This window comes from Chryseobacterium carnipullorum (assembly GCF_003815695.1).
Classification (GTDB): domain Bacteria; phylum Bacteroidota; class Bacteroidia; order Flavobacteriales; family Weeksellaceae; genus Chryseobacterium; species Chryseobacterium carnipullorum.
Map to the genome: position 1 here is coordinate 1632494 of NZ_CP033920.1, position 15135 is coordinate 1647628.

General features: G+C 38.6%; 8 protein-coding genes. All 8 read left to right on the top strand.

Going from position 1 to position 15135, the window contains the following annotated elements:
* The gene (locus tag EG346_RS07545; protein ID WP_123877784.1) at positions 1-2421 is read left to right on the top strand and encodes a TonB-dependent receptor plug domain-containing protein; all 2421 of its coding nucleotides are present in this window, start codon (positions 1-3) and stop codon (positions 2419-2421) included.
* 7 nt (positions 2422-2428) lie between these two features.
* Positions 2429-3730: an APC family permease gene (locus EG346_RS07550; RefSeq protein ID WP_123877787.1), complete on the top strand. Its 1302-nt coding sequence runs from the start codon at positions 2429-2431 to the stop codon at positions 3728-3730.
* Positions 3731-3938: 208 nt separating this feature from the next.
* The gene (gene prfA / locus EG346_RS07555; RefSeq protein ID WP_073328887.1) at positions 3939-5024 is read left to right on the top strand and encodes a peptide chain release factor 1; all 1086 of its coding nucleotides are present in this window, start codon (positions 3939-3941) and stop codon (positions 5022-5024) included.
* Positions 5025-5105: 81 nt separating this feature from the next.
* Positions 5106-5777 carry a hypothetical protein gene (locus EG346_RS07560; protein WP_123877789.1) on the top strand — a complete coding sequence of 224 codons (672 nt, stop codon included), beginning with the start codon at positions 5106-5108 and terminating at the stop codon, positions 5775-5777.
* Between the two features lie 22 nt (positions 5778-5799).
* Entirely contained in the window at positions 5800-6474 is a 675-nt protein-coding gene (locus EG346_RS07565; protein ID WP_123877791.1) for a hypothetical protein, read from the top strand.
* A gap of 161 nt (positions 6475-6635) precedes the next feature.
* On the top strand, positions 6636-8672 hold the full coding sequence (locus tag EG346_RS07570; RefSeq protein ID WP_228426834.1) for a prolyl oligopeptidase family serine peptidase: 2037 nt from the start codon (positions 6636-6638) through the stop codon (positions 8670-8672).
* Positions 8673-8808: 136 nt separating this feature from the next.
* Complete coding sequence (locus EG346_RS07575; protein ID WP_123877795.1) at positions 8809-11841, top strand: reprolysin-like metallopeptidase; 3033 nt, start codon at positions 8809-8811, stop codon at positions 11839-11841.
* Positions 11842-12072: 231 nt separating this feature from the next.
* Positions 12073-15123, top strand: coding sequence for a reprolysin-like metallopeptidase (locus tag EG346_RS07580; protein ID WP_123877797.1), 3051 nt, complete (start codon positions 12073-12075; stop codon positions 15121-15123).
* Positions 15124-15135 lie beyond the last annotated feature (12 nt).

Below are 15135 nucleotides of genomic sequence, written 5' to 3' on the forward strand. Positions count from 1 at the left end.
ATGAAAAAATTAAGCCTGTCTGTTATACTCTTGGGATCCGTTTTGGTCAACGCACAGGAACAGGAAAAAGGAACTCAGATCGAAGATGTGGTCATTGTAGGAAACCGGAATGCCAAAAGAACAAAACTGGAAACCCCGGTTCCCGTAGACATTATCAATATAGAAAAACTGCAGAGATCTGCACCGCAAACTACAGTTCAGGATCTTCTGAACTATGTGATCCCTTCATTCAACGCGGTAAGACAATCAGCTTCTGACGGCACGGAACATATTGATCCCGTAAGTCTGAGAGGAATGGGACCTGATCAGGTGTTAGTACTCGTCAATGGCAAAAGAAGGCATACCAGCTCACTGGTGAATTATCAGAATACGGTCGGAAACGGATCTGTAGGAACGGATCTCAGTACTATTCCGGTGATTGCTATTGACAGGATAGAAGTTCTGAGAGACGGTGCGGCAGCACAGTATGGTTCAGATGCTATTGCAGGGGTTGTGAATATCATCCTTAAAAAAGATATTGGAGCGTCGGCATCGGCATCTTACGGAATTACTGGAAGAAACGACGGGGAAACTTATCAGACAGGAATCAACTATGGATCCTCTCTTGGAAAAAAAGACAGTTACATCAATCTCTCACTGCAGTTGAGTCACCGGGGTAAGACTACAAGAACTCAAAATCATGATCTTGATATTTTCGGAGATAATTTTGCGTATGAATTTGCAGATGATCCTGATGCAGCGAGAGCAGCTGACGATCAAAAAATAAGAGAACGGGGATTGACGCGTAATGATTTTAACTTCCAGATCGGAGATGCTCAGATCAGACAGGCACAATTGTTTTTTAATTCAGAATATCCTTTGAGTGAAAACTTCAAACTTTATTCTTTCGGAGGTTTCAGTATTAAAGAAGGAAAAGGATTTGGTTTCAGAAGGCTGCCAAGTGAAACATCTAATGTGGTTTCTTCTATTTATCCAAACGGATTTCAGGCCTCTCTGGGATCACAGGTCTACGATTTCTCCTATGCTTTAGGAGCTAAATATAATGTAAACAACTGGCTGATTGATTTAAGCAATACTTTCGGAAGCAATACGTTCAATTATAATGTGAATAATACCAATAATGCTTCGTTGGGAGCGAAATCTCCAACAAGTTTTTATGCAGGAGCTCACAGTTTCCTTCAGAATACTGTCAATCTTGATATATCTAAAAATATCAATCAGTTTAATGTAGCCTTTGGAGGAGAATTCCGTTTTGAACAATATCAAATCAAAGCAGGAGATGAAGCTTCTTACACCCGTTATGACATCAATGGGAATCCTTCCGGCCCTGATTCTACGGTTGAAGGCAATGGGGGTTCACAGTCATTTATAGGTTTTTCACCGGATAATGCCTTGAAAAAATCCAGACATTCAGCAGCGGTATATGCAGATGTTTCTTATGATCTTGCTAAAAAATTAAATATAGATCTTGCCGGGAGATTTGAAAACTATTCAGATTTTGGAAATACCCTGAACGGAAAACTGGCATTGAGATATGAATTTGTAAAAGACTATGCTATAAGAGCAGCGGTGGGAACTGGTTTCAGAGCCCCCTCCCTTCAGCAGCAATATTTTAACAACTCCTATGCAGATATTTCTACTTCAGGATCTGGCATTGTGACCAAAGGGATTTTCAGAAACGACAGCGATGCGGCAAAAGCGCTTGGATTCGATACATTAAAGCAGGAAACATCAGTCAATGCCAGTGCTGGATTTGCTGTAAAGCCAGCCAACAGACTACTGATCACAGTTGATGGATATTGGATCAGGGTAAAGGATAGAATTGTGATCACCAGTAATATCACAGATCCAAGACTGGCGGAGTATAACGTAGAAAGCGGAAGGTTTTTCGCCAATGCTATTGATACCGAGACAAAAGGCGTTGATGTGGTAGTAACGTATGACTGGAAAGTAGGCGGTGGAAATTTAAATATCAATCTCGCAGGAAATTATACTGAGACAAAGATCAAAGATTTCCATTTTCCTGAAAAGTTAGTGCCTGCCCAAAATGAATTCTTCGGGCCCGATCAGATCAATATTATTGAAACCCTGTCTCCCAAAACAAAAGCATCCTTAGGACTGAATTATGCCATCGGAAAATTCAATTTCATGGTAAGAAATACTTATTTTGGGCAGGTCATAAGAGATGGTTATCCTTTTGGAAAAGTTCAGAGCTTTACGCCTAAAGTAGTAACCGATGTGAGTGTAGGATATGATATCACAAAAAGTATTAACCTGACGGTGGGTGCCAATAACGTACTGGATGTCTTTCCGGATCTTCAGATTTATGAAAACTCATATTATGGAGTATTTAAATATGCTCCGGTTCAGATGGGAACCTTAGGGAACTATTTCTTCGGAAGACTTAATTTTAATTTTTAACTGCTAAATGAGTACTGCTACACACCAGATCGGCTGGAAAACCGCTGCTGCCATCGTTGTTTCCAATATGATCGGGACCGGGATATTTACCACCTTAGGCTTTCAGCTTTCTGATATTACCAATACCTACAGTATTTTTCTGTTGTGGATCATCGGTGGGATTCTCGCTTTGTTTGGGGCTTTTTGCTATGCTGAGCTGGGATCTTATTTTAAGGGAAACGGAGGAGATTATATTTATCTTAAAGAAACCTATCATCCGGTTTTCGGCTATCTGGTCAGCTGGATCTCTCTGATTATTGGGTTTTCTGCGCCCGTGGCTTTGGCTGCATTGGCCATGTCAAAATATCTTTCAGCCTTTAATTATACCTTTGGAAACGGTTTTGCGATTGGATTCATTTTCCTGGTGGCGGCAACATTATCATTCAGCCTTAAAACCTCAAGCCGGTTTCACAATTTTTTTACCTTGATCAAAATTGCTTTCATCATTGTGCTGGTTATTTTGGGGGGTGTGCTTCCGGGATCTGCTTCAGGAAACAGTCTTGAATTCGGAACCAGCTGGCAGGACGAAATTATGCTTCCGGCATTCGCAACATCTCTGGTATTTGTTACCTATTCCTATACCGGATGGAATTCTGCATCTTATATCGCAGGAGAAATCAAAGAGGTCCAGAAAAATCTTCCCAGAGCTTTAATTGTGGGAACTGTTTTTGTAACGTTAAGTTACCTTCTGGTCAATTATATCATGCTCAAACACGCACCAGTAGTTCAGATGGCAGGAAAAGAAGATGTGATGGGAGAAGCAGCAGGCAATATGCTGGGTATCGGCTTTGGAAAAATTGTCAATATTTTTATTGCCTTGCAGTTGATTGCAACCATCAGCGGATATCTGTGGGTAGGTTCAAGGCTGACGCAGGCTTTTGCAAAAGAAAATCATTTATGGAGATCACTAGCTGTCAACAACAAAAAAGGAATTCCCGTAAGAGCGATCTTTGTCCATGCTGTGATTGCTTCGGTGATCATTCTGACAGGAAGTTTTAAAGAAATATTTGTTTACACCGCATTTATCCTTCAGTTATTTGCCAGTCTTTCCATTTCTACCGTTTTCTTTCTGAAAAAAGACCAGCGAAAGATATTTAAATCCAATCTATTTTATATTTTTCCGGCCGTTTTTCTTCTTTTCAGTATCTATATTCTCTATTTTACGCTTATTCATAACCCGAAAGAGAGTATTATAGGACTTGGTATAGTAGCCTTCGGACTTATTTTATATGCAGTTGATCAAAGGTTTTTTAAAAAGCCAACAGAATAATTATTCAGTAAATTGTGTAGAATAAAATCTTCCATCTTGATGAAAGCAATTATTCTTATTTTAAATGAAATTCTAACGGTAAGCCAGCTTGATCATCTGAAAAATATCATAAACCCAAAGGTTTCAAAAAATTATGACGATTTGATTGTAGAAAGGAATTTTAATTTGAATTAATAATTCTTATCTTTGCACTCTCAAAAATTGCAGAATGTCTAAATCATTAATTCCAAAGCTAGAAGCGATTAAACAAAGATATAATGAGGTTGCAGACCTTATTATACAGCCTGATATCATTTCAGATCAAAAAAAATATTCTTCATTAAATAAAGAATACAGTGATTTGGGTAAGATTGTAAGAGTTTACGATCAGTATAAAGGGGCTCTAGACAATATTGCAGAATCTGAAGAAATCATTGCAGATGGTTCAGACAGAGATTTGGTAGATATGGCTAAGGAGGAAAAAGTAGAAGCGCAGGCTAAACTTCCGGGTTTGGAAGAAGAGCTGAAAGTTTTATTGATTCCTAAAGATCCTGCCGACGACAAAAACATCATCGTGGAATTACGTGCCGGAACCGGTGGTGATGAAGCGGCTATCTTCGTGGAAGATGTCTATAGAATGTACTCCATGTATTTCAAAACAAAAGGTTGGAAACATGAAGTGACAGATTCTAATGAAGCAGCAAAAGGATATAAGGAACTTATCATGAAGGTGGAAGGTGAAGGCGTTTACGGTATCATGAAATTTGAATCCGGAGTGCACCGTGTACAGCGTGTTCCTGAAACAGAATCTCAGGGTAGAGTTCATACCTCTGCCATTACCATTGCTGTTTTACCCGAAGCTGAAGAAGTGGATTTTGAACTGAATCCTGCAGATATTGAAATGCAGACATCCCGTTCAGGTGGAGCCGGAGGTCAGAACGTAAACAAGGTTGAAACTAAAGTTCAGCTGACTCATAAACCTTCAGGAATGGTCGTTGTTTGTCAGCAGGCCCGTTCTCAGCTGGCAAACCGTGAATTGGCAATGGAAATGCTGAGAACCAAACTATACGATATCGAATTGCAGAAAGTTCAGGGTGATATTGCAGCACAACGTAAATCGATGGTTTCTACCGGAGACCGTTCTGCAAAGATCAAAACCTACAACTATCCACAGGGAAGGGTGACAGATCACAGAATCAACAAATCGATGTATAATCTCGATGCCTATATGAACGGGGATATTTCTGAAATGATAGACGCCGTGATCATGGCAGAAAATGCAGAGAAGATGAAGGGGGAAGAAGAAAACTATTAAAATAAACATATCAGGCTCTTGAAATTCAAGAGCTTTTTTTTGCTGGACCATTCAGCAGATTTAAAATAAACTATACTACCTATGAAACGACCGATGAGAATTGTATTTCTGATGCTGTTGTTCTGTGTTCAGAACCTTTTTGCACAGACTAAAGCATTAAATCCTGAACAGGTATTCGGAATGTATTTTGATGCTTTTGTAAAGCAGGATCAGAATACACTTCAGAAACTGAATACGTACCTTACGCCATTCCTTGGTGCTGAAAATGGGTATACCATAGATTTGAAAAAATCGTACAGCGAGGAAGTTCAAAATCTCACCAATACCTTTCTTACCAATCTTCCAAAAGAAACAGCAGTTGATTGTCAAGCGGAAGCAGGCGAATATTTCAATGCACTTTTAGACAATTTAAAACATACCCGATACGTTGTAAAAAACATACAGGAAGTAAAGAACGAATATGTGGATAATGGCCTGGTGACAGAACTTAATGTAGATTTGATTTTTTCTATTCCTGCAAAAACCTCAGATTTAAAAATTGAAGAAGCAAAAAAATTGAAGACTGAAGATCTGAAGACCTATTTAAAAAAGAAAACAAGTGCTTTTACAAAATCAGAAAGAAAAGAGACTGTAAAACAGGTTTTTAAGCTATATCAGATTAAAAAAGATGGAAATACCTACTATTGGAACGGGGGTCCACAGGAATTGGTATGGAAGTTGAATGAATTGTATTTCACGACTTTAACGCATTAGAACGACAAAATAAAATATATTTATGAAGAAGTTGAATGTTATTATATTGTTGATGTTGGCCCTGTTCAGCCAGAATCTTACGGCCCAGACGGAAGTGAAAAAACCTTCAGAAGTTTTTGAAATGTACTTTGGTACTTTCGTTAATAATGATACAGCCGTCCTGAATAAACTGAACGATTATCTGAAACCAACGGTAGAAGGAGAGAATGCTTATCAGGTAGATTTTAAGGTCGTTTCTCAGGATATGATGAAAGAGAGTACAGATAACTTTTTATCGGCTTTTTCAAAAACGACAGCGGATGCCTGCAGAAAAGAAGCTGAAGACTACTTCAGTGCCATGATGGAGAATTTTAAAAATGGAAAACTAACCGTGAAAAACGTAAAAGTTGTCCAGAATGAATATATTGAAGATCAGAAAATTGCGGAGATCAATTATTCAGTAAATTTTAAAGTTCCTTCAAAATTTTCAGATATTCCCTCAGGAGATATTAAAAATGTAAAGCCTGAAGACTTGAAGAAATATCTGGTTCAGAGTGTACAGGATTTTAAAAATGCAGACAAAACTGTAATAACTGACCAAACGTTTAAATTGTATCAGCTTAATGAAGCAGGAAAAATATATTACTGGAATGGTAGTCCGGACGAAATTGTTTCCGGATTAACTGATTTTTACTTTGAAAGCTTCGGGTCTAAATAACGATCTGTACAAAATATACCTTAACAAAAGGCTCTGATTTTTCAGGGCTTTTTTTATTTCACATACTTTGCGTATTTTTGAGAAAACCCTTGATTATGAATTTTAAGCCTATTTTATTAACCGCTGGAGTCCTGTTTTCAGCAACTTTTTATTCTCAAAAAATGAATTATCCTAAAGCAGTAAAAGGAAGTCAGACGGATACCTATTTCGGAACCGCAGTATCTGACCCTTTCAGAGATCTGGAAAATGATTCTGAAGCTACAAAAAAGTGGGTAGATGATGAAGTGGCCTATAGCCAGAACTATCTTTCTAAAATCCCTTTCAGAAATAAAATCAAAGATCAGTTAAAAGATATCTGGAATTATGAGAAGATATCGGCACCTTTCAAAGAAGGAGAATATACCTACTATTATAAAAATGACGGTCTTCAGGCTCAGTCTATCTTATACAGAACAAACAATAAGACCAAAGCAACGGAAATATTTTTAGATCCAAACAAGTTTTCAGATAAAGGAACGACGTCACTTTCCAATCTTTCATTCAACAAAAAAGGAAACCTTGCCGCCTATTCTATTTCTGAAGGAGGAAGTGACTGGAATAAGATCATTATCATCGATGCACTGACTAAAAAGCAGATCGATGAAACGCTGGTAGACGTAAAATTCAGCGGAATTTCATGGCAAGGGGATGATGGTTTCTACTATTCAAGCTATGATAAGCCGAAAGAAGGAACCGTACTTTCCGGGATGACCGATAAGCATAAAGTGTACTTCCATAAATTAGGAACAAAACAATCTGAAGACAAACTCATCTTCGGAGGAGATAAAACACCCAGAAGATATCTAAGCGCAGGTGTTTCTGAAGATCAGAGGTTCCTGATCATTTCTGCTGCCAATGCAACGAACGGAAATGAATTGTACATCAAAGATTTAAAGAAAGGGGGAGACTTTGTACAAATTAACAAAGGATTTGATATTAATGCCAGTATTGTAGATACTCACGGTGATGATCTGTTTATCTTTACCGATAAGGAGGCACCGAATATGCGTCTCGTAAAAACAAGTATTACAAATCCTTCGCCGGAAACATGGAAAGATCTTATTCCGGAGACCGAAAATGTTCTGGGAATCTCTTCAGGAGGCGGATATTTTTTTGCAACCTACATGGTTGATGCCATTGACAAGGTAAAACAATTTGATAAGTCCGGAAAACTGGTAAGAGAAATTACACTTCCCGGAAAAGGAAATATTTCAGGTTTTGGAGGTAAGGAAGAGGAAAAAGAACTTTACTTCTCATTCAGCAACTATATCACACCGGGAACCACCTATAAATTTAATGCAGATTCAGGAAAATCAGAAGTCTATCAGAAGCCGAAAGTGAAGTTTAATCCAGAGGATTACGTCTCTGAGCAGGTATTCTATACTTCAAAAGATGGGACTAAAGTTCCAATGATGATCAATTATAAAAAAGGAACTAAGCTGGATGGAAAGAACCCTACCATTCTTTATTCTTACGGAGGATTCAACATCAGCCTTCAGCCCTCATTCTCTGTAGTGAATGCAATATGGATGGAAAACGGAGGGATCTATGCAGTTCCAAATATCCGTGGTGGCGGTGAATATGGTAAAAAATGGCATGATGCAGGCACGAAAACACAGAAGAAAAATGTTTTTGAAGACTTCATTGCTGCCGGAGAGTATCTTCAGAAAAAAGGCTATACTTCCAAAGAATATATGGCATTGTCCGGAAGATCAAATGGTGGGCTTCTCGTAGGCGCAACGATGACGATGCGTCCCGATCTTGCCAAAGTAGCTTTTCCTGGAGTTGGGGTTCTGGATATGCTGAGATACAACAAGTTCACAGCTGGAGCGGGATGGTCATATGACTATGGAACTGCCGAAGACAGCAAAGAAATGTTTGACTATCTTAAATCTTATTCTCCTGTACATAATGTGAAAAAAGGAACATGTTATCCCTCTACGATGATCATTACAAGTGATCATGATGACAGGGTAGTTCCTGCACACTCCTTCAAATTTGGAGCAGAGCTTCAGGAAAAACAAGGATGTAAGAATCCTATTTTACTAAGAATTGAGAAAAATGCTGGACATGGAGCAGGAAGAGCAACCGATCAGGTGATCAGTGAAAATGCGGACCTTATTTCATTTGCTCTATATGAGATGGGAATTAATAAATAAACATAAATAACAAAAAAGAAACCAAAATGGCTAATTTTATTGAAATTAGCCATTTTTTTTAATTGTACTATGTATTAAATTATTACTTTTGTTCTGGATATTTAAAATTTATTAATTCTATTCATGTAGTTCAGTTATGAAAAAAAGAATTTTACTAGTTTGTGCATTGACGGCCGGTGTTGCCAGCTTCAACGCACAGAGATGGGAACCTGCTTCGCAGAAAACTTCCCAAATCAGAAAAGAAGTTGAAGTGCAATATTCTTACAAAGTGGATCTTGCATCACTTAGAAATCTTTTGAAAGATGCTGTAGAAACAGGTAAAGGCGCAAAAGCTGTTGTCGTTTCACTTCCTACAGCAGAAGGGAAAATTGAAAAGTTTGCGGTATACAGCAATCCAGTGATGGAGAAGTCTATGGCAGACAGATATCAGTTAGGTTCATACGTAGGTGTTGGAGTTGAAGATCCTTCTAAATACGTAAGATTCAGTACTTCTCCTACAGAAATGCAGTCAATGATCATCAAGGACGGAGTATTCCAGTTCATTGAGCCAATCACTACAGATAAGCAAACTTATGGAGTATTCTATAAAACAAAAAGAACAAGCAGCGAGCAGGGATTTGAATGTGGTACCAACGAAACCAATATCAAAGATATCCAGCTTTTAAGAGAAAACGGTAAAAAAAAGCTTTCTAATGTAGGAATTACTAACAGACCTGCAAGTACAAAGTACAGAACCTATAGATTGGTAATGTCTACTACCGGTGAATATACTGCTTATTTCGGAGGTGTTCCCGGAGCTGTTACACAGATCAACAATACCATGACCAGAGTAAACGGAGTTTTCGAAAAAGACTTTGGTATTAAATTACTTCTTCAGGATTTTCAGAATGTTATTTATACGAATGCTGCTACTGATCCTTATTCAGATTCTGATGCAGGAGTAGATGATGCATTATGGAATGGAGAGCTGATGAATGTTCTTCACAATAACGTGGGTGAAGCTAATTTTGACATCGGACATTTATTTGGTGCCACCGGAGGTGGTGGTAATGCCGGATGTATCGGATGTATCTGTAGCGATGATATGACATTAGATCAAGGGTCGCCTGTAGCTTACAAGGGATCTGGATTTACGTCTCCAGCTAATGGAGTTCCATCGGGTGATTCATTTGACATCGATTATGTAGCGCACGAATTAGGACACCAGTTAGGTGGAAACCATACCTTCTCAAATAGCACAGAAGGTTCTGGTGTTAATGTAGAGCCGGGTGGTGGTACAACTATTATGGGATATGCGGGAATTACGTACGACAATGTACAGATGAGTTCCGATGCCTATTTCCACTATGCTTCAGTAAATCAGATTCTTAATAATCTTGATGCTAAAACAACATGTGGTGTTTCTCAAAATATCACAACCAATACAGCACCTGTTATTTCCCCTCTTACAGCATACAGTATTCCTAAAGGAACGGCTTATTACTTAGATGCTACAGCAACCGATACTGATCCTATTAAATATACATGGGAGCAATATGACAGTGTAGACGAAGATGCTACCATCTCCGGAGACAGTGGTTGGGGGTACAATACTCAAGGCGCTGTAGGAAGATCTTTCTTTGGAACAACGAGCGGAAGAAGATATTTCCCAAGCTTACCTTTGGTAATGGCAGGTAAATTAACGAATAAAACAGTTTCGGGAGCTGCTACAACCCCAAACTGGGAAACAGTATCTTACGTACCTAGAACTTTACATTATGCAGTGACTGTAAGAGATGAGAATGCCCAAAGACCAATGCTTTCCTCTTTAGAGACCACAGTGACTGTAGGAAACGACGGACCATTTAAATTTAACGGTCTTACAGCTTCTTCAGTTTTATATAATAATGCATCAAATACGATTAAATGGGCTGTAGCCAATACAACAGCTGCCCCTTATAATGTTGCAAATGTAAAAATTGAATATACTACAGATCTTGTCAACGGAGCAACGTGGAACCAACTGGTAGCCTCTACTCCAAATACAGGAAGCTATACAGGACAAATGCCGGATGGCTTAACTGGTGCAGTTAAATTGAGAATATCTGCGATCAACAATATATTCTATGCAGTATCTCCACAAGTAACTGTAGGAGCAGCGCCGACTTCAACTACGGCAGCGCCGACTGGGTTATCTACTACATCTGCAGATGTTCTTAAGAATTCAGCGATCGTTTCTTGGAACAGTGTACCGGGAGCGGCTACCTATTCTGTAAATTATAGAAAATCAGGAGTTTCATCTTGGACAAATGTATCAAGTACAACTAACTCGTTACTGTTGAGTACTCTTGAAGACGAAACAGCTTATGAAGTACAGGTAGCGGCTGTGGTGAACAGTGTACCCGGAAGTTTCTCTTCAAATTATGTTTTCAAAACAAAGCCATTGGCAACAGGGGTTAACTACTGTATCTTAAATACAGGATATAATTCTGTAGGAAATATTGCAAGAGTACAGCTTTCTAACATTAATCATATTGATACTAACATTAGGTCTTATAAAGATTTAAGTGAAGATCCTGCAAAAATAATCAACCTTATCAGAGGAAACTCTTATCCAATCAGTATTTTTGGTATTTACAATCAGGCTGCTCCTATGACTTATAACGTATGGATCGATTATAACAGAAATGGGGTGTATGAGACAAGTGAAAAAGTATATACAAGTGCTGCTACAGCTCCGGCAACAAATGGTATAGGAAGTGTTGCGGGTAACTTCACTGTTCCTGCTTCTGCTCTTGTTGGAAACAGAGTAGTGGGAATGAGAGTTGCATCTAACTATGCTGCAGCACTAAACAACGCTTGTGGAACTGCCGCGGGTAATTTGCCAAGTGGAGCAGGAAGTGTGATGGATTTCTCAGTAAGAATTTTCGGATCCGCACTTGCAGTAGACGAAACTAAAGACACAAAATCTGAAGTGGAAATTTATCCGAACCCTGCTGATACTTTTGTAGGTGTAAGAAACCTTAAAGGAAAAGCAGACTATAAGATCTATAGTGCAGACGGAAGATTAGTTCAGAGCGGTGGTGTTGATAATCAGATTATTAATGTAGCTGGTTTAACTAAGGGTATGTATATCATTACCATTAAAGATGATAAGAACACTTACAATACTAAACTTATCAAAAAATAAGTAAAGTATTTATTAATGAATCGGGCCGGACTTATGTCCGGTCTTTTTTGTTTCTATAACCAAAGGTTTTGATATGTTGAGTATATTTTTTCAGAAATACTATACATAATGTATTTTTTACACTTATTTTTTAATATTTTATTGTAAATAAGTGTTTTGTGTACCCTTTCTTTAATTTAATTTTTTATTTTTGTGGAAATACTTAATGTTTTTTCAGAATCAGTGTAAATTATGAAAAAGAAAATTTTACTAGTTTGTACGTTGGCTGCCGGTTTGGCTACTGCTAACGCACAAAGATGGGAGCCTACATCCCAGAAAACTTCTCAAATCAGAAAAGAAGTTGAAGTTCAGTACTCTTACAGAGTAGATCTTGCATCACTTAGAAATCTTTTGAAAGATGCTGTAGAAACAGGGAAAGGTGCAAAAGCTGTTGTTGTTTCACTTCCTACGGCAGAAGGAAAAATTGAGAAATTTGCGGTATACAGCAGTCCGGTTGTAGTACAATCTATGGCGGACCGATACCAGTTAGGGTCTTATGTGGGAGTAGGAGTAGACGATCCTTCCAAATACATAAGATTCAGTACAGCTCCAACAGAGTTGCAGTCGATGATTATCAAAGACGGAGTGTTCCAGTTCATAGAGCCTATCAGTACAGATAAGCAGACTTACGGTGTATTCTATAAAACGAAAAGAACTGCAAGTGATAACGGATTTGAGTGTTCTACGGAAGAAAAAGAGATTGTTAAGGATATCAAAGCTTTGGAAGCTAACGGTAAAAAGAACCTTTCTAACGTAGGAATTACCAATAGAGCTCCTATTACCAAATACAGAACATACAGACTGGCACTTTCTACTTCTGGAGAATACACTAAGAAATTTGACCCGGCAGGAGGAACAACGAATACGGTCATTCAAATGAACGCTACCATGACCCGTGTAAACGGTATTTTTGAAAAAGAATTTGGTATTAAAGCGATCATTCAGGATATTCCGGCTATTCTATTCACAGATGCTGCAACAGATCCATATACAAACAACCTAAACCTTCAGCTTCAGCAGACATTAACATCTGTCGTAGGTAATGCCAATTACGACATGGGACACGTATTCAATGCTGCAGGTGGAAACGGAAATGCAGGTTCTATTGCATCAACATGTGTAAACCCTGCAACGGCAACTTCTTTAGCGAAAGGATCTGCATTCACGCAGAGTACAAATCCTACAGGAGATCTTTTTGATATTGATTATGCTGCTCACGAAATGGGACACCAGCTGGGAGCTAACCATACATTCTCTCACGTTTCGGAAGGGTCCGGAGTTAATATTGAACCCGGTGGTGGTACTACGATCATGGGTTATGCAGGAATTACAGGAGATAATGTACAGGCTACTACTGATGCCTATTTCCATTATTCTTCTATTAATCAGATACTAAATAGCTTGGACGGTAAGATCACTTGTGGTACTTCAGAAACGATTACTACAAATACTGCCCCTGTAATTGCCCCTCTTGGTGTTTACAATATTCCTAAAGGAACGGCTTATTATTTAGAGGCTTCTGCTACAGATGCTGATCCTATTAAATATTCTTGGGAACAGTATGACAGTGTTGATTCCTACAATTCCATTTCCGGAGACAGCGGATGGGGGTATAGCGCACAGGGAGCATTAACAAGATCTTATTTCGGAACAGCCAGCGGAAGAAGATATTTCCCAAGTTTACCGTTAGTGATGAGTGGGGTTTTAACGAATAAAACAGTTGCGGGAGCTGCTACAACGCCAAATTGGGAAACCGTATCTTACGTTCCTAGAACTTTACATTATGCAGTGACGGTAAGAGATGAGAATGTAGGTAGACCTATGCTTTCTTCTTCTGAAACTATAGTTACCGTTGGAAATGACGGACCTTTCAAATTTTCAGGACTTACAGCGTCTTCAGTGCTATATAATAACGCATCCAATACAATCTTATGGGATGTTGCAAATACCAATACAGCACCATATAATGCGCCTAATGTAAAAATTGAATATACTACAGATCTTGTCAACGGAGCCACGTGGACTGAATTGGTAGCCTCTACACCCAATACAGGAAGCTATACAGCACAAATGCCGGCATCTTTAACGGGTGCTGTGAAATTAAGAATTTCTGCTATCGGAAACGTATTCTATGCAGTATCTCCACAAGTGACGGTAGGTGCATCGCCTACGTCTACGACTGCAGCACCTACAGGACTTGCAGCTATTAAAACGGAAATTTTCAAAACTACAGCCAGAGTATCCTGGAATAGTGTTCCAGGGGCAACGTATTCAATTAATTACAGAAAAGTAGGCACAACAAACTGGTCAAATGCAACAAGCCCTACCAACTCCGTGGTGCTGAGTGCTCTTGAAGATGAAACAAACTATGAAGTACAGGTTGCTGCAGTAGTAAACACGGTTCCGGGAGCATTCTCAAGTAACTATACTTTTAAGACTAAGGGACTTACCACTGGAGTTGATTACTGTTTAATGACAACTGGTGGAAATAGTTTTGCCAGCTTTAGTTATAACAGTGGGATGGCTCAAATGAACATCTCTAATTTAGCCTTTTCAGATTTAACATATAAGAATATTTTCAGCACATACAGAGATTATACTGAAGATGCAACCAAGGTGATCAATTTGACCAAAGGAACACAATACACATTGTCTTATTTCAATGTAGGTAATGGAACTGTTACTTATAATGATAATATGGAAGTGTGGATAGATTTTAACAGAAACGGAGTTTTTGAAGCTTCAGAAAAAGTAGGATCTGTAGCTACTGTACCACCTGCTAGTAATGGTCAGTATACAGGAAACTTTACATTTACCGTTCCTGCGACAGCTTATGCTGGAGATAAACTGTTAAGAATGAGAGTGGCAAACACTTTCTTTAACAAAGCTACAGGGCCATGTGGCAGCCCATCGGTGGGAGTAACCGGAGGAGGAGTAATTTCACAAGGTTCATTTAAAGATTTCTCTGTAAAAATCACTAGCGGATTAGCAGTAAATGATGTAAACGGCCCGAAAACAACTGAAATTTCTATCTATCCAAACCCTGCAGATACTTTCGTGGAGGTGAAGAACCTAAAAGGAAAAGCGGATTACAGCATTTTCAGTGCAGACGGAAGACTGGTTCAGCAAGGTGAGACAGATGGTAACAACAGAATCAATGTGGCATCATTAATCAAAGGAATGTATGTGATCACGCTTAAAGACGATAAAAACACGTACAATACTAAACTTATCAAAAAATAATAAGTAAGTAGA

Bases quoted from the DNA above. Each gene is read 5' to 3' on its own strand.
- prfA (WP_073328887.1), top strand. From the start codon at position 3,939: ATGTCTAAATCATTAATTCCAAAGCTAGAAGCGATTAAACAAAGATAT.
- EG346_RS07565 (WP_123877791.1), top strand. From the start codon at position 5,800: ATGAAGAAGTTGAATGTTATTATATTGTTGATGTTGGCCCTGTTCAGC.
- EG346_RS07575 (WP_123877795.1), top strand. From the start codon at position 8,809: ATGAAAAAAAGAATTTTACTAGTTTGTGCATTGACGGCCGGTGTTGCC.
- EG346_RS07560 (WP_123877789.1), top strand. From the start codon at position 5,106: ATGAAACGACCGATGAGAATTGTATTTCTGATGCTGTTGTTCTGTGTT.
- EG346_RS07545 (WP_123877784.1), top strand. From the start codon at position 1: ATGAAAAAATTAAGCCTGTCTGTTATACTCTTGGGATCCGTTTTGGTC.
- EG346_RS07570 (WP_228426834.1), top strand. From the start codon at position 6,636: ATGAATTATCCTAAAGCAGTAAAAGGAAGTCAGACGGATACCTATTTC.
- EG346_RS07550 (WP_123877787.1), top strand. From the start codon at position 2,429: ATGAGTACTGCTACACACCAGATCGGCTGGAAAACCGCTGCTGCCATC.
- EG346_RS07580 (WP_123877797.1), top strand. From the start codon at position 12,073: ATGAAAAAGAAAATTTTACTAGTTTGTACGTTGGCTGCCGGTTTGGCT.